The organism is Streptococcus sp. 27098_8_148 (assembly GCF_041432105.1).
GTDB classification, from domain to species: Bacteria; Bacillota; Bacilli; order Lactobacillales; family Streptococcaceae; genus Streptococcus; species Streptococcus parasanguinis_AE.
The window spans coordinates 73469-96054 of record NZ_JAPVYY010000007.1; the positions used below are offsets into that span (position 1 = coordinate 73469).

21 protein-coding genes and 3 tRNA genes are annotated in these 22586 nt (G+C 36.2%); 8 read left to right on the plus strand and 16 right to left on the minus strand.

Annotation, left to right across the window (positions count from 1 at the left end; all coding sequences use genetic code 11):
• Positions 1 to 61: 61 nt before the first annotated feature.
• From sdaAB to O3646_RS07320, 3 genes are read left to right on the plus strand one after another with little or no spacing between them, the layout of a single operon-like run.
• Positions 62 to 733, plus strand: a complete 672-nt coding sequence (gene sdaAB / locus O3646_RS07310) for an L-serine ammonia-lyase, iron-sulfur-dependent subunit beta (protein ID WP_013904356.1) — start codon at positions 62 to 64, stop codon at positions 731 to 733.
• Positions 734 to 742: 9 nt separating this feature from the next.
• Positions 743 to 1615, plus strand: coding sequence for an L-serine ammonia-lyase, iron-sulfur-dependent, subunit alpha (sdaAA, locus tag O3646_RS07315; RefSeq protein WP_045760056.1), 873 nt, complete (start codon positions 743 to 745; stop codon positions 1613 to 1615).
• Position 1616: 1 nt separating this feature from the next.
• Positions 1617 to 2246 carry an HAD hydrolase-like protein gene (locus O3646_RS07320; RefSeq protein WP_371610714.1) on the plus strand — a complete coding sequence of 210 codons (630 nt, stop codon included), beginning with the start codon at positions 1617 to 1619 and terminating at the stop codon, positions 2244 to 2246.
• Between the two features lie 25 nt (positions 2247 to 2271).
• On the opposite strand, the gene O3646_RS07325 is transcribed toward O3646_RS07320, so the two are convergent.
• The 8 genes from O3646_RS07325 to yfmF all read right to left on the minus strand — a co-directional run bounded on the left by O3646_RS07325 (position 2272) and on the right by yfmF (position 9057).
• Positions 2272 to 2922, minus strand: a complete 651-nt coding sequence (locus O3646_RS07325; RefSeq protein ID WP_371610715.1) for a LysM peptidoglycan-binding domain-containing protein — start codon at positions 2920 to 2922, stop codon at positions 2272 to 2274.
• A 157-nt stretch (positions 2923 to 3079) separates the two neighbouring features.
• A complete protein-coding gene (locus O3646_RS07330; protein ID WP_118396220.1) occupies positions 3080 to 3877 on the minus strand; it encodes an energy-coupling factor transporter transmembrane protein EcfT in 798 nt (265 codons plus the stop codon).
• Positions 3870 to 4712, minus strand: a complete 843-nt coding sequence (locus O3646_RS07335; protein WP_070594295.1) for an energy-coupling factor transporter ATPase — start codon at positions 4710 to 4712, stop codon at positions 3870 to 3872. The genes O3646_RS07330 and O3646_RS07335 overlap by 8 nt, the downstream gene beginning before the upstream one ends.
• Positions 4697 to 5521 carry an energy-coupling factor ABC transporter ATP-binding protein gene (locus tag O3646_RS07340; RefSeq protein WP_070594297.1) on the minus strand — a complete coding sequence of 275 codons (825 nt, stop codon included), beginning with the start codon at positions 5519 to 5521 and terminating at the stop codon, positions 4697 to 4699. The genes O3646_RS07335 and O3646_RS07340 overlap by 16 nt, the downstream gene beginning before the upstream one ends.
• Positions 5522 to 6061, minus strand: a complete 540-nt coding sequence (gene pgsA / locus O3646_RS07345) for a CDP-diacylglycerol--glycerol-3-phosphate 3-phosphatidyltransferase (protein ID WP_003009208.1) — start codon at positions 6059 to 6061, stop codon at positions 5522 to 5524.
• Positions 6062 to 6092: 31 nt separating this feature from the next.
• Complete coding sequence (locus O3646_RS07350) at positions 6093 to 6500, minus strand: helix-turn-helix domain-containing protein (RefSeq protein WP_023919990.1); 408 nt, start codon at positions 6498 to 6500, stop codon at positions 6093 to 6095.
• A gap of 26 nt (positions 6501 to 6526) precedes the next feature.
• Positions 6527 to 7801, minus strand: coding sequence for an EF-P 5-aminopentanol modification-associated protein YfmH (gene yfmH / locus O3646_RS07355; protein WP_045760060.1), 1275 nt, complete (start codon positions 7799 to 7801; stop codon positions 6527 to 6529).
• Between the two features lie 8 nt (positions 7802 to 7809).
• A complete protein-coding gene (gene yfmF, locus O3646_RS07360) occupies positions 7810 to 9057 on the minus strand; it encodes an EF-P 5-aminopentanol modification-associated protein YfmF (protein WP_049471798.1) in 1248 nt (415 codons plus the stop codon).
• A 155-nt stretch (positions 9058 to 9212) separates the two neighbouring features.
• Between yfmF and yaaA the strand changes: the two genes are divergently transcribed.
• Positions 9213 to 9575, plus strand: coding sequence for a S4 domain-containing protein YaaA (gene yaaA / locus O3646_RS07365; RefSeq protein WP_024054765.1), 363 nt, complete (start codon positions 9213 to 9215; stop codon positions 9573 to 9575).
• Positions 9575 to 10669, plus strand: coding sequence for a DNA replication/repair protein RecF (recF, locus tag O3646_RS07370; RefSeq protein ID WP_049475061.1), 1095 nt, complete (start codon positions 9575 to 9577; stop codon positions 10667 to 10669). Before yaaA ends, recF begins: the two co-directional genes overlap by 1 nt.
• Positions 10670 to 10714: 45 nt before the next feature.
• On the opposite strand, the gene guaB is transcribed toward recF, so the two are convergent.
• The gene (guaB, locus tag O3646_RS07375) at positions 10715 to 12196 is read right to left on the minus strand and encodes an IMP dehydrogenase (protein ID WP_003009220.1); all 1482 of its coding nucleotides are present in this window, start codon (positions 12194 to 12196) and stop codon (positions 10715 to 10717) included.
• Between the two features lie 142 nt (positions 12197 to 12338).
• On the minus strand, positions 12339 to 13367 hold the full coding sequence (gene trpS / locus O3646_RS07380) for a tryptophan--tRNA ligase (protein ID WP_049486041.1): 1029 nt from the start codon (positions 13365 to 13367) through the stop codon (positions 12339 to 12341).
• A gap of 205 nt (positions 13368 to 13572) precedes the next feature.
• Here trpS and O3646_RS07385 point away from each other — a divergent pair, with 205 nt between their 5' ends.
• Both O3646_RS07385 and O3646_RS07390 read left to right on the plus strand, forming a co-directional pair.
• A complete protein-coding gene (locus O3646_RS07385) occupies positions 13573 to 15198 on the plus strand; it encodes an ATP-binding cassette domain-containing protein (RefSeq protein WP_371610716.1) in 1626 nt (541 codons plus the stop codon).
• Between the two features lie 49 nt (positions 15199 to 15247).
• Positions 15248 to 17815, plus strand: a complete 2568-nt coding sequence (locus O3646_RS07390) for a YfhO family protein (protein ID WP_371610717.1) — start codon at positions 15248 to 15250, stop codon at positions 17813 to 17815.
• Positions 17816 to 17913: 98 nt separating this feature from the next.
• Here the strand turns inward: O3646_RS07390 and O3646_RS07395 are convergent.
• From O3646_RS07395 to rlmH, 6 genes are all read right to left on the minus strand, one after another.
• Positions 17914 to 17987, minus strand: a tRNA-Asn gene (locus tag O3646_RS07395).
• Positions 17988 to 17995: 8 nt separating this feature from the next.
• A tRNA-Glu gene (locus O3646_RS07400) sits at positions 17996 to 18067 on the minus strand.
• Positions 18068 to 18117: 50 nt separating this feature from the next.
• Positions 18118 to 18876 carry a response regulator transcription factor gene (locus tag O3646_RS07405; protein ID WP_003009229.1) on the minus strand — a complete coding sequence of 253 codons (759 nt, stop codon included), beginning with the start codon at positions 18874 to 18876 and terminating at the stop codon, positions 18118 to 18120.
• Positions 18873 to 20213, minus strand: a complete 1341-nt coding sequence (locus O3646_RS07410; protein ID WP_201037400.1) for a GHKL domain-containing protein — start codon at positions 20211 to 20213, stop codon at positions 18873 to 18875. The genes O3646_RS07405 and O3646_RS07410 overlap by 4 nt, the downstream gene beginning before the upstream one ends.
• Before the next feature lie 349 nt (positions 20214 to 20562).
• Positions 20563 to 20636 (minus strand) — tRNA-Arg (locus tag O3646_RS07415).
• A gap of 42 nt (positions 20637 to 20678) precedes the next feature.
• Positions 20679 to 21158 carry a 23S rRNA (pseudouridine(1915)-N(3))-methyltransferase RlmH gene (gene rlmH / locus O3646_RS07420; RefSeq protein ID WP_045760066.1) on the minus strand — a complete coding sequence of 160 codons (480 nt, stop codon included), beginning with the start codon at positions 21156 to 21158 and terminating at the stop codon, positions 20679 to 20681.
• Between the two features lie 204 nt (positions 21159 to 21362).
• On the opposite strand from rlmH, the gene O3646_RS07425 reads away from it, so the two are divergent.
• Complete coding sequence (locus O3646_RS07425; RefSeq protein WP_045760067.1) at positions 21363 to 22544, plus strand: S1C family serine protease; 1182 nt, start codon at positions 21363 to 21365, stop codon at positions 22542 to 22544.
• Positions 22545 to 22586 lie beyond the last annotated feature (42 nt).

The window sequence follows — 22586 nt, forward strand, 5'->3', positions numbered from 1 at the left end:
TAGAAGAAATCATCAGCCATATCTGATATAATGAAGTAAAGTGATCACAAAGGAGCAGAGCATGAACTCTTTAAAATTCCAATCAGTTTTTGATATTATTGGACCTGTGATGATCGGCCCATCCAGTAGTCACACTGCAGGTGCTGTTCGAATTGGTAAAATTGTTTCTTCTATCTTTGGAGAGGAACCAAAAGAAGTTGAGTTCCAATTATTTAATTCCTTCGCCAAAACCTATCGTGGTCATGGAACAGATTTAGCCTTAGTAGCGGGCATCTTAGGAATGGACACAGATGATCCTAGAATCCCAGATAGTCTAAAAATTGCACATGAACGAGGCATTCGGATTGTTTGGTCTATTCAAAAAGAAAGCAATGCTCCTCACCCAAACACAACGACTATTACTGTTAAAAATGATCATAAAACGATTTCTGTCACTGGAATCTCAATTGGTGGTGGGAACATACAGGTTACTGAGTTAAATGGCTTTGCTATCTCGCTAAATATGAATACTCCAACCATTATCATTGTTCACCAGGACGTCCCTGGAATGATCGCTCATGTGACAGAAGCTCTTTCTCGCTATGATATTAACATTGCACAAATGAATGTGACGCGGGAAAAAGCTGGAGAAAAAGCGATTATGATTATAGAAGTTGACTCAAGGAGTTGTGAAGTAGCGATCGAAGATATCCGTAAAATTCCTCATCTTCATAATGTCAACTTTTTCAAATAAGGAGTTCATATGTTTTATTCAATTGTAGACCTCGTAGAACAAGCAAGCACGCAATACCAAGGAAACGTCGCAGAGTTAATGATTGCAACTGAATTTGAACTAACTGGTCGTGAACGAGAAGAAGTCCTACGATTAATGACCCGTAATTTAGAAGTGATGATTGATTCTGTAAAGTTAGGATTAAATGAAAACCACTCTCGTAGTGGGTTAACCGGTGGGGATGCCGCAAAATTAGATCGCTATATCAAATCAGGAAAAACGTTATCTGACTTGACCGTCCTAACCGCAGCGAAGAATGCTATTGCTGTCAACGAACACAATGCTAAGATGGGACTGGTCTGCGCAACACCCACTGCAGGATCTGCTGGCTGCCTTCCCGCAGTTCTCACTGCAGCAACTCAAAAATTAGGGTTAAACCGTCAGCAACAATTAGATTTTCTACTGACAGCTGGAGCTTTTGGTTTAGTGATCGCAAATAATGCTTCTATTTCAGGTGCAGAAGGTGGTTGTCAAGCAGAAGTTGGTTCTGCTTCAGCTATGAGTGCGGCAGCATTGACACTAGCTGCTGGGGGAACTCCTTATCAAGCGAGTCAGGCAGTCTGTTTTGTCATCAAAAACATGCTTGGTCTCATTTGTGATCCAGTAGCAGGACTCGTGGAAGTTCCATGTGTCAAACGAAACGCAATGGGAGCCAGCTATGCCTTCATTGCTGCTGATATGGCCTTAGCAGGTATTGAATCAAAAATACCTGTTGATGAAGTGATTGACGCCATGTACCAAGTTGGATCTAGTCTTCCGACTGCCTTTAGAGAAACAGCTGAAGGAGGATTGGCAGCAACACCAACCGGACGTAGATTACAAAAAGAGATATTTGGAGAATAGCATGCAAGCCTTATTTTTTGATTTAGATGGAACATTAGTTGACAGTTCCAAGGGAATTACAGAGAGCTTTCAACATACATTCGATACTTTGAAGGTTCCTCAACCCGATCTCAAAACTATCCGTAGTTTTATGGGACCACCTTTGATTTCTAGTTTTGAAGCTACCCTTCCTGAAACTTTAGTAGATCAAGCCGTAACTATCTACCGCCAGTATTATCATGAAAAAGGTCAATACAAATCAACTCTGTTTCCTCAGATAGTAGAAGCTTTGAAAGCATTACAAGACGAAAACATTCCTCTTTATGTAACTACTTCAAAACATGAACCAGTTGCTTTACAGATGTGTCAAGATTTAGGTATCGATAAATACTTTAAAGGAATTTATGGATCAAATTCAGATCGTATCCACAAAGCCGATGTCATTCGATACGCCTTGTCAATCAATGACCTTCCAAAAGAGGAGACAGTGATTATTGGAGACACAAAATTTGACCTCATTGGAGGTCAAACAATTGGAATAAAAACTATGGCAGTCTCTTGGGGATTTGGAGATCTTGAAGAGCTACTTCTTTACTCACCAGATTTTATTTGTCATTCTCCACTTGACATTCTTGAGATATTAAAAAAATAGGTTTACAAATTGTAAACCTATTTTTTTAATAACCCCAAGCTGATAAACCTTGTGAGCTATATGCATTGTATGCAGACTGGATTTGATCATCAACTGTTGCAGTTGAACCCCAACCTGGCATTGTTTGGAACAACCCACTAGCACCAGAAGCATTTGCTGCATTTACTTGACCATTTGATTCACGGGCAATAATTGCTTCCCAAGTAGAAGCAGGTACACCAGTCATTTCAGCCATACGAGCAGCCGCATAAGATCCTTGTTCTCCAGCAGTATTCCCATTTGATAGAACAATTCCACCATTTGTTGATTGTGCAGAAGTCACTGCAGCATTTGCTGCATAAGTTGTTTGTTTTTGAGCAGTTTGTGCTGTTGCAGTTGCTGTAGATGCACTTTCAGCAGGTTTTGCTTGCTCTTGTGGAGCAACTTTATCAATCATAGATTTTGAACGCTCACCTAACTCAATAATTTGTCCTGCATAGATCAAATCTTCATTGGTCAGATTGTTAGATGCAATAATATTTTCTACTGAAGTGTTATTTTCTAGTGCAATTTTTGATAGAGTATCTCCAGACTTCACTTCGTAAGTTTCAGCATTCACTGTAGCAATACCAGAAATGAAAAGTGATGCTGCTGAAAGTAGGGAAGTGACTGTCCATTGGAACTTTTTACTGTTCATGAATTCTATTCTCCTTTCGAACATAATTCTATCATACACACAAAATGTTACAGTTTATTGTAGAATATATTACAAATGTTACAAGAATATGTGAATTTAATGTAAAAAGCGCTTTGTATAGCGCTTTTTCCTTATTTTTGAACCAATACAACTAGCTCTATCCATTTTTTAGATAAAAAACTATCAACATGAGGCACAGAATAACGAGCAATGCCAGGGTATCTTTTACTCCCCACTGCAGAGTCCGATAGCGTGTTCGTCCCTCACCGCCTTTGTACCCTCTCGCTTCCATCGCAATTGCTAATGCATCTGCGCGTTTAAAACTTGAGGCAAACAAAGGAATGAGGATCGGAATAAAGGAACGGATCCTTTTTAATAGATTTCCTTCACCAAAATCAACACCACGCGCCCTTTGCGCATTCATAATTCGATTCGTATCATCTACTAAGGTTGGAACAAAGCGCAAACTCATAGATAGCATTAAGCCAATCTCATGAGCTGGAACCTTAATAATTTTTAGTGGGGTAAGGATCTTTTCAACAGCATCTGCTAAACTCAATGGTGTCGTCGTCACGGTTAAAATCGTCGAATAAAAAATAATTAAAATAAATCTACAAAATATGATGGTGGCTTGCATCAATCCTTGGTCGGTTAATTTAAAAAACCACCATTGATACAAAATAGTTCCTTGAGAGGTCGCAAATAATTGAAAAATAGTTGTAAAAGCAATGATAAAAATCATTGATTTTAAGCCTTTAATATAAAAACTAACCGAAATCCTCGTTAGATACATTAAAACAAAAATAAAAGCAAAGAGAAGAACATTTGTCTGGATATTATTTGCCCAAAACAGAAGAAATATGAATAAAAACATTGAGAGCAACTTCCCACGAGGATCTAGTTGGTGGATAATGGAGTTTCCAGGAATATACCTTCCTAAAATCATATTATTCATGAAGTAACAGCTCCTTTAGTTCCTCAATTTTGATTGGTAGTCTGTCCAGAGGAAGTCCTCTTCGTTTCAAATGAAGCGCAAAATTCGTAATTTGAGGGACTCCTAATTGAAGTTTTTGTAAATACTCAACCTGTTGAAACACTTCCCTTGGGGATCCGTTTAGGACAAGTTTTCCCGCTTCTAAAGCAAATACGGTATCAGCAAAATTTGCTACATCATCCATCGTATGAGTTACCAGAACTAGGGTCATCCCATTTTTATGTAATGTCTCAAACAGCGCCATCAATTCCTTTCTTCCAGCAGGATCTAGCCCTGCTGTCGGCTCGTCCAATACTAAAATCTCTGGTTCGATAGCTAAAATACCCGCGATCGCAACCCGTCTCATCTGTCCACCAGATAGTTCAAATGGACTTTTATCATAGATAGACTCTTCTAAACCAACGATCGCTAATTTTTCTTTGGCTATTTCCTCCGCTTTATCCTTAGGTACCCCAAAATTTTGTGGTCCAAAGGCTACATCAGCTAGAACAGTTTCCGCAAATAGCTGACTTTCTGGAAATTGAAAAACCAAACCGACTTTTTTTCTCAGGTACTTCATTTCTTTTGGCTCAGAATGATTATCTAAAACAAAATCTTCAAATTGAATCGTTCCTTTAGTCGGACGCAGTAAACCATTTAGTAATTGCAACAAAGTAGACTTGCCACTACCAGTATGCCCGATAATGGCTGTATAAGATCCATCTTTTATTTCCAAACTAATATCAGAAAGCGCCTGCCCTTCAAAAGGACTTCCCTCTTGATAAGTATAATAGACATTCTTTAAAGAGATTCCCATAGTTGGTCTAATAACTCACTTTCTGTTAGATAATCCTGTTTTAGCGGAAAATGCGAGCTGAGAGATTCTTGAACCTGCTTACTAAACGGCTTATCTAGTCCAATCTCATTGAGGTCATTTCTTGAAAACAATTCCCGCGGCGTCATAGAAGACTCTAGTTTTCCTTTTTGAAACACGAGCGTTCGATCACTTAAGGCAATTTCGGTTAAATCATGGGTAATGGAGATAATTGTTAATTGAAATTTTTTCTGAAGTTCTCTCATTACCGCCATTAGATCCTCTCTGCCTTCTGGATCTAACATACTAGTTGCTTCATCAAGGATAATAATAGTTGGTCTCAAGGCGATAATACCCGCTATGGCCACTCGTTGCTTTTGACCACCTGACAAACGAGATGGTTCGCGATCTTTATACTCCAGCATACCGACTTGCTCAATAGCTTTCTCCACACGTTGAAGCATTTCTTCCCGTGGAATTCCTTGATTTTCTAAACCAAAGGCAACATCATCTTCTACTGTCGCACCAACAAATTGGTTGTCAGGGTTCTGAAATACAATCCCAATTTTACTACGGATTTCCCATATAGTTTCACGAGTCAGTTGTTTTCCATCAACGTAAATCTCACCAGACTCAGCTTCCAAAAGGCCATCAATCAGGCGTACAACTGTAGATTTCCCACTACCATTGTGTCCAACAATCGAAAGCCACTCTCCTTGTTTCACGTGAAACGAAACCGTGTCAATTTGATACTCTTCTACTGTTTTATCGTATCGAAAGGATACATTTTTTAGCTCAATCATCTGTTTCATTTATTTAAATGTGTCTTTAAAGAGATAGCTACTTCCCTTAAAGTAGTCGTAACCAGAATAAATTGTGAAAATCAATGCAATATAAAGCAACACTTGCCCTGGAAGTGTCCAATGGCAAAGCAAAAAGATAATGGCAAACATTTGGCTAAAGGTTTTAATTTTTCCTGGCATGGCTGCAGCAAGAACTGTACCACCTGTCTCAACAAGTAGAAGACGCAAACCAGTAACAGCTAACTCACGACAAATGATAACGGCTGCAATCCAAGCAGGAACCATTTTTAATTCAATCATCATGATAAAAGCTGACATGACCAATAATTTATCTGCCATTGGATCCGCAAATTTACCAAAATTACTAACTACATTCCATTTTCGTGCAAGAAAGCCATCTAAATAATCTGTAATACTAGCAATTGCAAAAATAACTGCCGCTACAATATGTCCTAAGTAAGAGTGACTTAAACTTAAAATGGCAATAAAAATAGGAATCATCACAACCCGAATTAATGTCAATGCATTAGGAATATTTTCTTTTTTCATACTTCCTCCAAAAAATAAACTATCTTTACATCTATTTTACAGATGCTGTAAACTCATAAAAATATACGATATAAATCACAAAGCCAAGGATGACAAAACTAACTAGTAGATAATACAGGATTGGTAACCAGCTCGCTTTCTGTCTTAATTTTCTTGAATGAAGCTCTTCGTCATCTACAAGTATTTCTTCATCAAATAACAATTCTTTTCCTTCACGAAAAGCTGTCAATAGGATGGACTCATCTAATCCCAAAGCCCATGCTAACTTTTTAAGATAGATCTGAGCGTAAAAGGGACTCGGTAATAGATCAAACTCATCGTTTTCCAACGCTTCTATATAAGGAATTTCAATAGCTGTCTTATTTGACACATCCTGTAAACTTAAGTGTAAATTTACTCTTGACAGTCTTAACACTTGACCAATCGTTCTCTTCTTCATGTTTTCCCTTCTTGATACATTGTTTACTACTTTTGAAAAATCATATAGTCAACCATCTCAGCCTGGTCGATGAACTGACGCCCTAATTTGATGATATCTTGTAAACTAATACCTTGTAAAATCTTTGGAAGATCATAAGAAGTGCTACCGTCTGAAAAATATTCAAACTGAGTGGCACTATACTCAAGCGAATTTAAACCTTGTAAGAAATCACCAAACATTTCGCTTTTAATCGTATCCAAATGTTCTTGATTCACATCTGGATCCTTCTCAAATTGTTTGATCGCTGATCTAAATTGATGAGATAAGGACACCGGTTCTTGAGTATCCATTGTCAAAATAACGAAATGAAATAATTCCTCAACCTCGACTTCAAGTGTCAATGAGTTGTCAATCTTCCCAGCTTCATATAAACTTTGAAACCGTTGCGAAGTCCAACCAAACATCATCGAAAACAGTAATTTCAACATCAATTTATAACGAAATTTTTCCTCTTCCTTAATGATATCATTTCCTCGAATTCCAATTGCCAACTTAGGAGTAGCAACTTCCATTCTACAAGATTGATTCAATCTTACTTCATTTTTTTCTACAGGAAAACGTTCTAACTCCACAGAAGGACGAGGAGAAGTCAGATCATATTTCTTTACTACTTGCAATACTTCATCAACATCAAAGTTTCCGATCACTAATAAATGCATTTGAGAGGGATGATAGAATAGATCAAAGTTTTCACGGAGATTATCTATTGTAATGTCAGAAATAGACTCCCTAGTTCCAGCAATATCATCTGCTAACGGTGTTCCAGGATATAAATTTTCTAAAGCACCAAAAAATAATCGATAGTCTGGACTATCTTGGTACATTCCAATTTCTTGTTGAATGATTTCTCTTTCCTTAGATACAGATTTTTCTGTAAAGGAAACATTTGAAACCATCTCCAATAACAATTGAATATTTTCAGGGACTTTTGAAGTTGTTGAGAAAAGATAACTTGTCTTTGTAAAGCTTGTAAAGGCATTACTTTCCGATCCTAAATGAACGAATTTTTTTAAATAATCTTGACCATTTTCATCTTCAAACACTTTGTGTTCTAGAAAATGTGCAATTCCTGCAGGATATTGCCTTTCATCACCATTCACTAGAATTCGTGTATCCACTGAGCCAAACTTAGTTGTGATTATTCCATAGGTTTCATAATAATCTTCTTTGGGAATTAAATGAATAGTCAACCCATTTGACAAGCGTGTAAAGTAAACTTGCTCACCAACCGATTCATAATATTTTTCTTTAATTTTCAATCTTTACACTACTTTCCTTCCATAAAATAAACAGACTGTAAATTAATTGTTTTTGCTACTTCAATAATTTCTTCTCTACTAACCTTATCGATAGATTCTAACCACTCTTCTAGAGAAAGAACTTTCGTTCCTAGGATCGTTTTCAAATATTCCCTTTCAATCAAGGTATTTTGCCGATCCTGTGCTAATAAGGTCGTATTCACCAACATTTCTTTTGTCAATTGAAGCTCTGACTCTGTAAACTTGCCTCTTTTTAAATCATTCAACTGTCTCATAATCAAGGTCATTACTTTGGTACGAGATTCCTTATCAATGCCTGCAAAAACTCTCATGAAGCCTGTAAAAATATCAAAATGGCTTGAGATAGTATAAGCAAGGCCTTCTTTCTCACGTATTATTTGAAAAAGTCTCGAATGCGAGAAAGCTCCCAGCATCCCATTTAATACAACTAGAGGGATATGGAGAGATTCTCCATACTGGGTAGAAAAATGATAACCTAATTCTAAAATAGATTGTTGGTTTTGTTTTTGCTCTAACTTTTCTCTTACAACATTTGTAAAAGGTTGTTGATAAGTGACAGACAAATTGTTATCACGTGGCTTGAATTCAAACTGGTTCACTCGATCCACAATAGCGACCTCATTAAAGTCACCTATGAAAAAGAAGTCAATGTTATCTAATTGGAGCATCTGATGAAACTGTTCAAGAGAACTTTGGGCTGTTTCTTGTCTCACTAAATCAACTTTCCCCAATCTTGACATCCCGATTGTTTCGTCTTCAAAAAATAGTTGATTCAATTGCCCATGTGCATAATAATAAGGCTCTTCAATTTCCGACTCCAAATCGGAAATCGTATTTTTCTTTTCAACGTCAAATGTATCACTGTCAAAGTGATCTTCTACTACCAAAGGTGAAAAGAAGATAGTTTCTATAATGTCCAAAACCTCATCAGTAAGAACATTTTTCTTGCTCAAAAAGTCATCGCGCACAAAGGAAATATTCAAATCAACATAATGAACACGACCCCTCTTAGAGACTGAGGTTGACAATTCTACCCCGTATAGACTCGCTAATTTTTCACGGAATAATTGTGAAGTTGGATATTTTTGATTTGCAGTTTCCATCATACAGGCTACTAAAACACGCGCAGCCACGGTATTTTCATCTAATGGCGATGAAAAACGGACCTTAATTTTATTGGTTTTAAATTTTTTTGATTGAAGAAAGTGAAGATTCACGCCCTTTACTAATTCCATTTTCATCCTCGTTCTACTCAATAGTAACTTTCATTATAACACGAAATCACACTAAAATCCTAATTCAAACTGTGAAAAAGCTCCTCAAATCACTCAACATTCTCTACCCTAGAAAAACTAAAAATATGGTATAATAACACGCAAAGAGGTGAACTATGAATTACAAATTATTTGATGACTTTATTACATTACAAGCAATCTTAAAAGAACTCGGTATTATACAGAGTGGTGGTGCAATCAAAGCCTTTCTTCAAGAAAAAGAAGTCTTTGTTAATGGTGAATTAGAACAACGGAGAGGCCGTAAACTTCGTGTCAATGATCAAATTGACATTCCTGAACTGAGCATGACTATCACCATTCTTGAACCTTCTCAAGAAGAAATAGAAGAGCATCTTAAAGAGAAGGAAGAAAAGGAACGTGTTGCTAAACTTGTCAAGCAACTCAATCAACAACAAAAGAAACAACCGACAAAGACTAACAAAAAAGAAAAAGCAATTCGCTTTCCTGGTATCTCCTAATGTGGTTAAAACACTTATCCATTCAACATTTTCGTAATTATCAAGAACTTGAAGTCGAGTTTCATCCTGGATTAAATATTTTCCTAGGTCAAAATGCTCAAGGAAAGACCAATATTCTCGAATCAATTTATTTTCTAGCTTTAACCAGAAGTCATCGAACACGAAATGATAGAGATCTCATCTATTTTGAATCCACAGATTTCAAAGTTTCTGGTCAATTACAAAGAGAAACTGGTCCCCTTCCATTAGAAATTTCCTTGACACCAAAAGGTCGGATAACTAAGGTAAATCATTTGAAACAAGCCAAATTATCGAACTATATTGGCCATATGAATGTTGTCCTTTTCGCACCCGAAGATTTGCAACTGATCAAAGGATCACCTGCAGGGCGTCGAAAGTTTATTGACATTGAATTAGGTCAGATGAAACCTCTCTACTTATCTGACTTATCTCAATACAACCATGTACTGAAACAAAGAAATAGTTATCTAAAAAATTCGGAAAAAATTGATGCTACATTTTTGGAGGTCTTAGATTCACAACTAGCTAGTTTTGGAAGTCGCGTCATCCATCATCGGCTTGAGTTTATTAAAAAATTAGAAGCTAAAGCAAAAGAAAAACATACTCGACTTTCTGACAACAAAGAAAACCTATCAATTCAATATCAGTCAACTGTTTTTTCTGAAGAAGGAAATGATATAGAAGAGCAGTTTCTCTCTATGTTGGAAAAAAACCGTCAGAAGGATATTTTTAGGAAAACAACAAGTATTGGGCCTCACAGGGATGATTTGGCATTTTTCATCAATAATATGAATGCTACCTTTGGTAGTCAAGGCCAGCATCGAAGTGTTGTTCTCTCTCTAAAATTAGCAGAAATTGAATTAATGGAAGAAATCACAAGAGAAAAGCCGATTTTACTACTTGACGATGTCATGAGCGAACTTGACAATTATCGTCAACTTCAACTACTTGAAACCATCTCTAATAATATTCAAACATTTATTACAACGACCACTCTCGATCATTTAAAAGAACTACCTGAAGAGTTGAAAATTTTCACTGTTCAAGCCGGTCATATCAAAACAGCATCTTGACAATACTGTCAAGATGCTGTTATTTTTGTTTACAAATGTGTAAATTTATTGTGCCGAGTAGTTAGGAGCCTCGTTTGTAATTTGCACATCATGAGGATGGCTTTCTTTCAATCCTGCACCACTCATTTCAACAAATTGTGCATGATCATGTAAATCTTGAATGGTTGCTGCACCAACATACCCCATACCTGAACGAATACCACCGATCATTTGGAATACCATATCTGCTACAGAACCTTTATAAGCAACACGTCCCTCAATTCCTTCAGGAACCAATTTATTGGCTTCATTGACAGATCCTTGGAAGTAACGGTCGCTAGAACCTTTCTTCATTGCTGCAATAGATCCCATACCACGGTATGTTTTAAACTTACGACCTTGGAAGATTTCTGTTTCACCTGGTGCTTCATCTGTACCTGCAAGCATTGAACCAAGCATTACTGCATTTCCACCAGCTGCGAGTGCTTTGACAATATCTCCTGAATACTTGATACCACCATCAGCAATGATCGTTTTTCCATATTCACGAGCTACAGCGGCTGCGTCATAAATAGCAGTCACTTGAGGAACACCAACCCCTGCAACAACACGAGTTGTACAGATTGATCCTGGACCAATTCCGACCTTAACTACGTCTACCCCTGCATCAAATAATGCACGAGCACCTTCAGCAGTTGCAATATTTCCTGCAATCAAGGTACGATCTGGGAAGTGAGCACGAATTTCTGCAATCTTACGAAGAACACCCGCAGAATGTCCATGAGCAGTATCAATGACAATTGCGTCTGCACCAGCTTCAAAAAGAGCTTCTGCACGTTCAAAAGTATCTGAAGTAACCCCTACGGCACCAGCCACAAGCAAACGACCAAATTCATCCTTAGCCGCATTTGGAAACTCAATAACTTTTTCAATATCTTTGATTGTAATCAAGCCAGAAAGACGACCATTTTCATCTACCAATGGTAATTTTTCAATACGGTGCTCTTGTAGAATGCGTTCAGCTGTTTCCAAATCAGTTCCAACTGGTGCGGTCACCAAATTTTCACTCGTCATATGATTTGAAATGGGTTGATTGTAATCAGAAATAAAACGCAAATCCCGGTTTGTAAGGATACCAACTAATTTACGATTTTCAAGTGTTTCAACAACAGGAACACCACTGATTCGGTATCGTCCCATCAACTCATCTGCTTCTGCAATTGTATGAGACGGAGTCAAATAGAACGGATCAATGATAACTCCATTTTCAGAGCGTTTTACTTTGCGTACTTCATCTGCCTGTTGCTCAATTGACATGTTTTTATGGATAACACCAAGTCCACCAGCACGTGCCATAGCAATTGCCATTTGACTTTCAGTCACTGTGTCCATGGCAGCAGTAATGATTGGGATATTCAAGCGTAAATTACTTGCTAATTGTGTACTTAAATCTGCATCATTAGGCAATACGTGACTTTCTGCTGGAATCAAAAGCACGTCATCGAATGTAAACCCTTTTTTTAAAAACTTTGTGTCCCAATTAGACATTAGCTGGATCCTCTTTTCTTTTTATTTGAGCAAGGCTCGAATTTTTATTGTTAATATCATACCATTCTATGGCAATTTGTCAATCATTTATTGGTAAATTATCAATGAACAGTAAGAAATGTTCGCTTTTAATGAAGTCGTTTTATTTTTTAAAATAGGTAATTCCCATCGCAGATTTTACTTCATCCAGTGTTTGAGCTGCTACATTTCGAGCGCGCTCACTTCCTTTTTCAAGAATAGAGTAGACCTCACCCATATCCTTTGCAAACTCAAGTCGTCTTTCACGAATTGGTCTTAATTCACGATCTAAAATTTCTAAAAGATATCGTTTGGTCTTTACATCACCAAGTCCACCACGTTGATAATGTTCTTTCATTTCTGCAATTTCAGCTACATCTTCTGGACGGCCAAATACATCCAGGTAATGAAATACCATATTGCCTTCGATTTTTCCTGGATCCTCTACTTTAATATGATCAGGATCAGTATACATACTCATCACTTTTTTCTTTAAAGTATCTGCATCATCAGCTAGGTAAATGCCATTATTCAACGATTTAGACATTTTAGCATTTCCGTCTAAACCAGGTAAGCGCCCTGCTGCTTCGTTTTCAGGATAAATCCCTTCCGGTTCCACCAAAGTATCTGTGTTGTATGCATGATTAAAGGAACGAACAATCTCACGAGTTTGCTCAATCATTGGCTTTTGATCATTTCCTACTGGAACAAAATTTGCTTTAAAAGCTGTGATATCGGCTGCTTGTGAAATAGGGTATACCAAAAATCCTGTTGGAATACTCTCACCAAAACCTTTTTGAGAAATCTCGGTTTTTACAGTTGGGTTTCTTTCAAGTCGCGCCAAAGATACTAGATTCATGTAATACATGGTCAATTCCGCTAATTCAGGAATCTGACTTTGAATGAAAATCGTAACTTTTTCAGGATCTAGTCCAGCTGCCAGATAATCCAAAGCAACATTACCAATAGATTCTACAATCGTTTTTGGATCTTTTGCATGGTCTGTCAAAGCTTGCTGGTCTGCTAGGAAAACAAACATATTATACTCGTCTTTATTTTGCAACAAGACGCGATTTTTTAAAGAACCAACATAGTGGCCGATATGGAGTTTTCCTGTCGGTCTATCTCCTGTCAGAATGATGGGTTTTGTCATACTCTTCTCCTTAATCGTTATCCCTATCATTATAGCACTTTCTAGTTGAAAATGTTAGTCTATCCTCTATGTTTGTAAGGAATTAACACTTTACTAAACTGTCAATTTCGTTTACATCATTGTAAAAACAAATTGACAGTAAAAAAGTTGAATTTTCCCCTATTTTCTAGTAAAATGAAGACATTATAGAAAGAGGAGAAAATCATTGCTTACAGTATCAGACGTCTCACTACGTTTTAGTGATCGAAAATTGTTTGACGATGTCAATATCAACTTTACAGAAGGAAATACATACGGTCTCATCGGTGCCAACGGTGCTGGAAAGTCAACCTTTTTAAAAATTTTAGCTGGAGATATTGAACCAACAACTGGTCATATTTCTCTTGGCCCTGATGAACGTTTGTCTGTTTTGCGTCAAAATCACTTTGACTACGAAGACGAGCGGGTCATCGATGTTGTCATTATGGGAAATGAAAAGCTCTACAACATTATGAAAGAAAAAGATGCTATCTACATGAAAGAAGATTTTTCTGATGAAGACGGCGTCCGTGCAGCTGAACTGGAAGGTGTATTTGCCGAACTTGGTGGATGGGAAGCAGAAAGTGAAGCATCTCAATTGCTTCAAAATCTAAATATTTCAGAAGACCTTCATTATCAAACTATGAGCGAGTTAGCCAATGGGGATAAAGTAAAAGTTCTCTTAGCTAAAGCCCTTTTTGGTAAACCAGATGTCCTTCTTTTGGACGAGCCGACCAATGGATTGGATATTCAATCCATTACCTGGTTAGAAGATTTTCTGATTGATTTTGAAAATACGGTTATCGTTGTATCCCATGACCGCCACTTTTTGAACAAAGTCTGCACCCATATGGCGGATCTCGACTTTGGAAAAATTAAACTTTACGTCGGAAACTATGATTTCTGGAAAGAATCTTCTGAACTTGCAGCAAAATTACAAGCAGATAGAAACGCAAAAGCTGAAGAAAAAATTAAACAATTACAAGAGTTTGTCGCACGTTTCTCAGCCAACGCTTCAAAATCAAAACAAGCAACTTCGCGTAAAAAAATGCTTGACAAGATTGAACTTGAAGAAATTGTTCCATCTAGTCGGAAGTACCCATTTATCAACTTTAAGGCAGAACGAGAAATTGGTAACGATCTCTTGACAGTTGAAAATCTTTCTGTCAAGATTGATGGAGAAACCATCCTTGACAATATCAGCTTTATCTTACGTCCTGGTGACAAAACCGCGCTTATCGGACAGAACGATATTCAAACAACCGCTTTAATCCGTGCATTGATGGATGATATTGAATATGAAGGAACTGTCAAGTGGGGAGTTACAACTAGTCGGTCTTATCTACCAAAAGACAACAGTCGTGATTTTGCAGGTGGTGAAAGTATTCTTGATTGGCTTCGTCAATTTGCAAGTAAAGAAGAAGATGACAATACTTTCCTTCGTGGTTTCTTAGGACGTATGCTCTTTTCGGGTGACGAAGTTAACAAGTCTGTCAACGTCTTGTCAGGGGGAGAAAAAGTTCGTGTCATGTTGTCTAAATTGATGCTCCTCAAGTCAAATGTTCTTGTACTGGATGATCCAACCAATCACTTGGATTTGGAGTCTATTTCAAGTTTGAATGATGGATTGAAGAATTTTAAAGAATCGATTATCTTTGCCAGCCATGACCACGAATTCATTCAAACACTCGCCAACCATATTATCGTTCTTTCAAAAAACGGCGTAATCGATCGTATTGATGAAACCTATGATGAGTTTCTTGAAAATGAAGAAGTTCAAGCAAAAGTGAAAGAACTTTGGAGTCAATCATAAAAATAAAGAGCCCTGAAATAATGATTTCAGGCTCTTTCAGTAGAAATATATGAATAAAACAAAGCTAAAAACATCCCTTTTTATAGTATCTTCTTTCCTGATTCCAGCTATCATGATGTTCTTTATTTACCTCTCGCAAGGAATCTACTGGAACAGTGATACATCCCCCTTATTAGGAGATGGTTATCATCAGTATGTCATTTTTGATACCACACTTCGAAATATTTTACACGGGGCAGATAGCCTATTTTACAGTTTTCAAAGTGGACTAGGCATTAATTTCTATGCACTCAGTAGCTATTATCTAGGAAGTTTCTTTTCTCCTCTTGTCTTCTTCTTTAATGCACAATCCATGCCGAATGCTGTTTACCTCATCACTCTTCTTAAATTTGGAGCTATTGGGTTAAGCACTTATATTAGTTTACATGGAATGTTTTCTAAAATTCCTAGATCCCTGGTTCTTACCCTTTCAACCTCATTTGCTCTTATGAGCTTTGCTATCAGCCAAATTGAAATCAAAACTTGGCTTGATGTTTTTATCCTAGCACCATTAATTCTTTATGGATTCAAAAAACTCATTTACAATGAGGGAGAGATTCTCTACTTTATCAGCTTAACCAGCTTGTTTATCCAAAATTATTATTTTGGGTTTATGATGTCTATTTTTCTTATTTTATGGTACTTGACACAACTGTCATGGGACATCAAAGGAATTGGAAAACGCTTCTTTCATTTTGTGATTGTATCTCTTTTATCAGTTATAACAAGCCTTGTGATGTTATATCCAACCTTCTTAGATTTACGCACTCATGGAGAAAGTTTTTCAAAGGTTGACAGTATCTTTACAGAAAAAAGTTGGTATCTTGACGTATTTGCAAAAAATTTCATTGGAAGTTTTGACACTACTAAATATGGATCAATTCCAATGATCTACGTGGGATTATTTCCACTTCTATTAGCGATCACCTTTTTCTTTGTAAAGTCGATCAAGTTTCACGTGAAACTTTCTTACTTTATACTCTTGACCATTCTTATTTTGAGTTTTCGTTTTCAATTATTAGATCTCCTTTGGCAAGGTATGCACGCGCCGAATATGTTTCTTCATCGATACTCTTGGATCTTTTCTTTGACGATTATTCTGATGGCAGGAGAAGTACTAAATCGAATAGAGGAGATCACTTGGATTCGTTTTAGTCTTGCTAATTTCCTCCTTATTCTAGGATTTGGAGCAACTGTCCTTTACAGCAGTCACTATAAATTTTTAGATGCTGTCAATTTTATTGTTACTTTTGAATTTTTAATTGCTTTCTATTTGGTCTGTTTAGGATTTATCCTAAAAAAGATACCGCCTAGACTTTTCTATCTTTCGATCCTGTTTTTCTCCATCTTTGAATTATCGGTGAATAGTTATTATCAAATGGAAGGAATTGCGAATGAATGGGTATTTGCTTCTCGGTCATCCTACGAACGAGACTTAAAAGCCATCCAATCCTTAGTAAAAGAGAAGACAGACTCTAATTATCGGACTGAGATTTTACAGCCACAAACGGGCAATGATAGCATGAAGTATGGTTATAATGGAATTTCTCAATTTTCATCTGTACGAAATACGGATGCTAGCTCGACATTGGACAAACTAGGATTTAAATCTGAAGGAACCAACCTCAATCTTCGATACCAAAACAATTCTATTTTAATGGATAGTCTATTTGGTGTTCGCTATAATTTAAGCCAACAACCTGTTCAAAAATTTGGATTTAAAGAGATTGCAACAAAAAATGGAGTCTCACTTTCAGAAAACGAATATGCCTTACCAATCGCCTTTCTGTCAGCAAAACCTTATAAAAATACTTCCTTTACGAATTTGACACTGGATAATCAGACACGATTCATCCATCAAATCACGGATGAAAAATATAAATTTTATAAGAAATTAAATATTCTCTCGCCTACTTCACAAAATACTACATCTTCGTTGCAAACTGCAAAAATTGAAGAAGATAGTCATCTTTCCTACGCAAGTATTCAATATGAAGTAACGGTTCCTGCCCATAGCCAACTATATGTCAATGTTCCAAATTTACAATTTTCAAACGATGATCGAAAAGATATTGAAATCAGCTACAATGGACAGACCCAACGCTATACCATTGATAATGCCTTTCCATTCTTTTCGATTGGCCATTTTGACACAGAGGAAACAGTTACTATTCGTATGAGTTTTCCCGAAAATTCGACAGTCTCCTTTGATACACCAGAATTTTTTGCTCTGGATCTTGACCAATACACACAAGCTATCGCTAGCATTCGTCAGCAAGAAGTTGCTATTCACAAAAAGAAAAACAAATTGGTAGCAGCCTATAACGCAAATAGAGACACTACCCTTATTTTTACACTCCCTTATGATAAAGGCTGGTCAGCTAAACAAAATGGAAAGCCTATCCAAATTCATCGCATCCAGAAAGGATTGATGGGAGTTCGTGTTTCAAAAGGATCCGGAACAGTCACCTTAACATTTGTTCCCCAAGGCTTCATTGAAGGACTCATTGCCTTTTTCGTTGGAATCATTCTCTTTTTCCTCTACGAATGGAGACAAATAAAAAGACGAAAAAGCTAAGGAATCTAACCATCGTTCACTTATAAATAAAAGGCTAGGATAGTCATTATCCTAGCCTTTTTCAAAACAAAAAAACACCCAAATGGGTGCTATACTAGCTCCGCCAGTAGGACTCGAACCTACGACATCATGATTAACAGTCATGCGCTACTACCAACTGAGCTATGGCGGAATGAGATATAGTCCGTACGGGATTCGAACCCGTGTTACCGCCGTGAAAAGGCGGTGTCTTAACCCCTTGACCAACGGACCATATATTCATTAACAGAACATATCCCATTATATCAAAATTTAACTAATTGTCAAGCACTAAATTCTAAATTTTGCTCTTCAATTAATTTTTTGGCACGTTTGATATTGCTTCTTGAGATTGGACAAGAATACCCTTCTTTCAACAGCAGCTGTTTCTTTTTCTTATCCATTCCAATGATCATACTTCTATTCACGATAAAAGATTGATGGGGACTGAAATATCTCTCCTCCACATCTTTCTCCAAGACATCTGATAAACTTCCCGCAATTTCTTTTTGAAAATTTTTCCCAACTAAGTTTAATTTATAAGCCGAACCAACAGTTTCAATATAGAGAATATCCTTAAATGGAATTTTTATCTTTTTATCCTTAAAGTCATACTCAAAATAATCTGTCAAATCATCATTTCCAATTTGAATAGTTGTTAGGTACTCAATACACTCCTTGATTTTTAATCTAAATAAATCTTCATTCAAATTTTTATCAATAAAATCTAAGGCAGATACTTTATAACGATAGGTAATCGAAGCGAATTCTGATTTTGTAGTAATAAAAACAATAATGGCATAAGGATTTGCTTCTCGTATTTTTTGAGCAATTTCCAGCCCACAATACTCATTGTCTTGGATATGAATATCTAGAAAATATAATTGGTGGATATCCGAATGTTGGATATAATTTTCAAATTCCGAAATTTTACCGGTAGAAATCACTTCAAGTTTAATTTCTAATTCCTTAGCAATTTCTGCAATGTGTTTTTCTACCCGTATCTGTTGAGAGAGCTCATCTTCTAATAAAAAAATCTTCATTCTTGTTCGTATCCTCCAATCTTCAAAACTTGTAAAAAACGATTTCCTTGCAATTCCGTTTCTAAAAACATCGTTCCATAATTTGCTAAGATTTTTCTCACATTATTTAATCCTAGTCCTCTATTTTCTCCTTTTGTCGAATAGCCTTCTTCATATATTTTTCTAATATCAAAAGTGATTTCATTTGTTGTATTATGAATCACTAAGTAAACAATTTTTGAAATAGAGAAAATAGCAATATGAACTCTCTTTTCTTCTGCTTCTTTTGAAGCTTCCAAAGCGTTTGTCACCAGAATCCCAACGATTCTCACGATATCTAATAAATCAACTGGTAGTTGCTCGATTGGTTCACTCGTTTCAAAAGTCATTTCCACCCCAGCATCTCTTGCATCCAACCAGCCTCGAATCAAAATACTTCGTAAAGCAGAATCTTTGATATTGACCAAGTTGAATCCTGATAATGCTTCTGTATTGATCTCTTTATAACCTTTTTCCAATACTTCTCTATGAATTCTCTGTATTTCTGGAATATTTTCTTCCTCAATAGCTAATGACATAGAAATAACTAAATTTCCCAAATCATGACGAAATCCCCTAACAATAGAATAGAGACTTTGAATTTCAGCCATATACCGACTCATTTGTTGCTCAGAAAATTCTTTATACTCCAGTTCTAAATTTTTACGATACTGATCTCGCTCGATTTTCATATGGAATAAGCTGACTACAAAAGAGAAAAAACAAATCGTTGCCAACATACTCCCAAAATTTTTAAATTGCGCTTGTTCACTAATCCATAAAGCAAAATTAATCACTACAAATATAGCAAAATAGACACAGATGAGTCTCTTTAAATATTTTTCAAATTCTTTCTCATAAAAAGGAGTGAAATCAAATTCAAATAGGTCAATTAACTTCAAAATGATTCCTAAAGAAAGCAAACGAATACACATATTGTAGACAATCGAGTAAGCTGCTACTAAAGCATCTCCCAACACTGAAGAGACAATTATCGTCAGAAAAGTTGCTGTTCCTTCAACCGCTAAATAAGTAAAAAAAGAATAAAAAATGGCGCACAAGCGATTCGTCCGATTGGCATAATGATAATAAGGATATAAATAAACCGGCCATAAGAGCATATTTAAATCAGAGAGTCGAATATTTGAAAATAAAGTCACATCTAAAAATACTAAGAGACTTTCAAAAAGAAGAACAAAGGTGCTCAGAAGAAAGATAAATGCAAATTGATGTTCCTGATAGATTTTTTCGTCCACTAATGCAAACGTCAGAACAATGATCCCTCCCAAGAGAAAAGACAAGATTAATGACTGAATCACACAAACTCTCCCACTTTGTTTTTTCTATTTTATTATACTCTAGTATTATTATAAAAAAATAAAATTTTATATACAAAAAATTATAATATAAAATAGCCTAAAATTAAAGGGAATAGGTAAAATTGTAATGTTTTTAATGTTTTTGTTACATGAATGAAAACTATTTTACACAATTTATATAATCTACACTTTGCACTATATAGGGATTGTTAGTTCTTTTTAAAAATATTCCTAATAAATCATTCCGTTACTATTTGTCTATAGTGAATTATACAAAAATTAATAGATGATGAAAATTTATACATTTTTACATAAAAGAAAAGATGCAGCAAAAGCTGCATCTTTCATTTGATCCCAGCAGGATTCGAACCTGCGACCGTTCGCTTAGAAGGCGAATGCTCTATCCAGCTGAGCTATGAGACCGAACTTACTTCATTTTAGCAGAAAAAGGAAGGAGCGTCAAGGTTATTTATGGTAAGGACTCCCTTGTTGAATCATGAAAGCACGATAGATTTGTTCCACCAACACTAATTTCATCAACTGATGAGGAAGAGTTAATTGACCAAAGCTCATTAATAGATTTCCTCTTTTTTTCACTTCAAGAGACAGACCAAGACTGCCTCCAATAACAAAAGTAAGGTTTGAATAACCAGATGTCATAATCTGGTCAATCGTTTGACTAAATTTCTCTGAAGGAAATTGTTTTCCTTCGATGGCTAATACAATCACATATTCCTTATCTGAAATCTTAGAGAGAATTCGTTCCCCCTCTTTTTCAAGGATTTGTTGATTTTCGAGTTGACTGGCACGATCTGGAGTTTTTTCATCAACTAACTCAACCTGTTCTACTTTTGCAAATCGACCAAGCCTTTTAATATACTCCGCGATCCCATCTTTTAAGTATTTTTCTTTTAATTTTCCAACGGTTATCAATTTAATTTTCATTCCCCTATTGTAGCATAATTCTTCAATTCCACAAATAATCCACAGCTATAGAAAGGAAATCTATTCTATAAAGTCCTTTTTAAAGCCATTTCTCAACTAAATTCTACAACTTATCCACAATTTGTGGATAACTTTAGTTATTTAAGATATAATTAAGAAAGTTTTTCTATACTTTAGACAATTTGATATCCTTAGGAGGAAAATATGAAATCTTCATCTAATTTACTGAAAAAACTTGGAAACATAACCCTTATTTTCGTTGTAGGTTTTCTAGGTGGGATTCTTGGAACCTTTTTAACCTTACAAACCTCTCATTCTTCTACTTCAAATACTGAAAGTAAGCAAGTACACTCAACCACTGTTAAAACAGCTTATAAAAATACAACCTCAACTAGTGAGGCCGTAGATAAGGTGAAAAATGCTGTAGTTTCTGTGATTACTTATTCTGATTCTTCGAATCAAGGGTTATTTGAAAAAGAAGAAAACTCTGATTCACAAATTTCTAGTGAAGGTTCTGGGGTCATTTATAAAAAAGAAGGAAAATATGCCTACCTTGTTACCAACACCCATGTAATCAATGGTGCTAAAAAAGTAGATATTCTTTTAGCAGATGGGAATAAAGTCCCCGGAGAAGTAGTTGGGTCAGATGTCTATTCTGATATTGCAGTCGTTCGTATTAGTGCGGATAAAGCAAAGGCAGTAGCTGAATTCGGAGATTCAAACCAATTAACAGTCGGTGAGACTGCAATTGCAATTGGTAGCCCTCTTGGAACAGATTATGCTAATTCTGTTACCCAAGGAATTATTTCCAGCCAAGGCCGCAATGTGAAATTGAAAGCCGATAATGGACAAAATATCTCTACACGCGCCCTACAAACAGACGCAGCCATCAACCCAGGAAACTCTGGAGGTCCATTAATCAATATTCAAGGACAAGTCATTGGGATTACCTCAAGTAAAATTTCAAATAACGGACAAACTTCAGTAGAAGGAATGGGATTTGCAATTCCTGCAAATGATGTTGTCAATATTATCAAGCAACTAGAAGAAAAAGGAAAAGTAGTTCGACCAGCTCTTGGAATCCAAATGATGGATTTATCCAACCTTTCAACTTCTGATTTAAGCCAATTAAAACTTCCTGAAAAAATCTCTGGAGGAGTACTAGTTCGTTCAACACTTGAAAATATGCCTGCTTCAGATAAATTGCAACGTTATGATGTCATCACAAAGATCGATGATACAGATATCGAGTCAACGGCAGATTTACAATCCGCCCTCTATTCTCACCAAATCAATGATACGATCAAGGTCACATTCTATCGTGATGGAAAACAACAAACAACTTCTATCAAGTTGACAAAATCAACTGAGGATCTGAGCGATTAACTTTCACTTTCTTGACATACTTGTAAACACACCTTTACGAAT